Source organism: Psychrobacter sp. TB55-MNA-CIBAN-0194, from assembly GCF_040309505.1.
Taxonomy (GTDB): Bacteria; Pseudomonadota; Gammaproteobacteria; order Pseudomonadales; family Moraxellaceae; genus Psychrobacter; species Psychrobacter fozii.
On the sequence record NZ_JBEOOW010000081.1, the window covers coordinates 1 to 335 of the forward strand.

Genomic DNA, 335 nt, shown 5'->3' on the forward strand with positions numbered 1-335 from the left:
GTTCAAGCGCATATCGATTTGAAAGGAAAGATCATGATGCCAATTCATAACGGCACGTTCGATCTAGCTTTTCATAGCTGGCACGACCCATTTGATCGGGTGGTTGCCGAATCAGAGCGCCGCGAAGTGGTCTTGAGTACTCCAGAGTTTGGCCAGATTTTTAGTATTACCGATCCAGCCATTACGAGCCACTGGTGGAAGAAAAGATAAGCTTTTTATTCAGTTGTTTCATGCGGTTTATAAGCAGCACCTTTGGCGGTTTGAAAAACAACCAAAGGTCACTGATTTAAGACGTTTTGGCGTTTAAAGCAATATCATACCAACTCAACTTTTCC

The 335-nt window shown here is 43.3% G+C and carries 1 pseudogene; it reads left to right on the forward strand.

Annotated elements, in window-relative coordinates:
• Positions 1 to 210: pseudogene (locus AAEY75_RS14330) on the forward strand (MBL fold metallo-hydrolase); the annotation flags it as partial.
• Positions 211 to 335 lie beyond the last annotated feature (125 nt).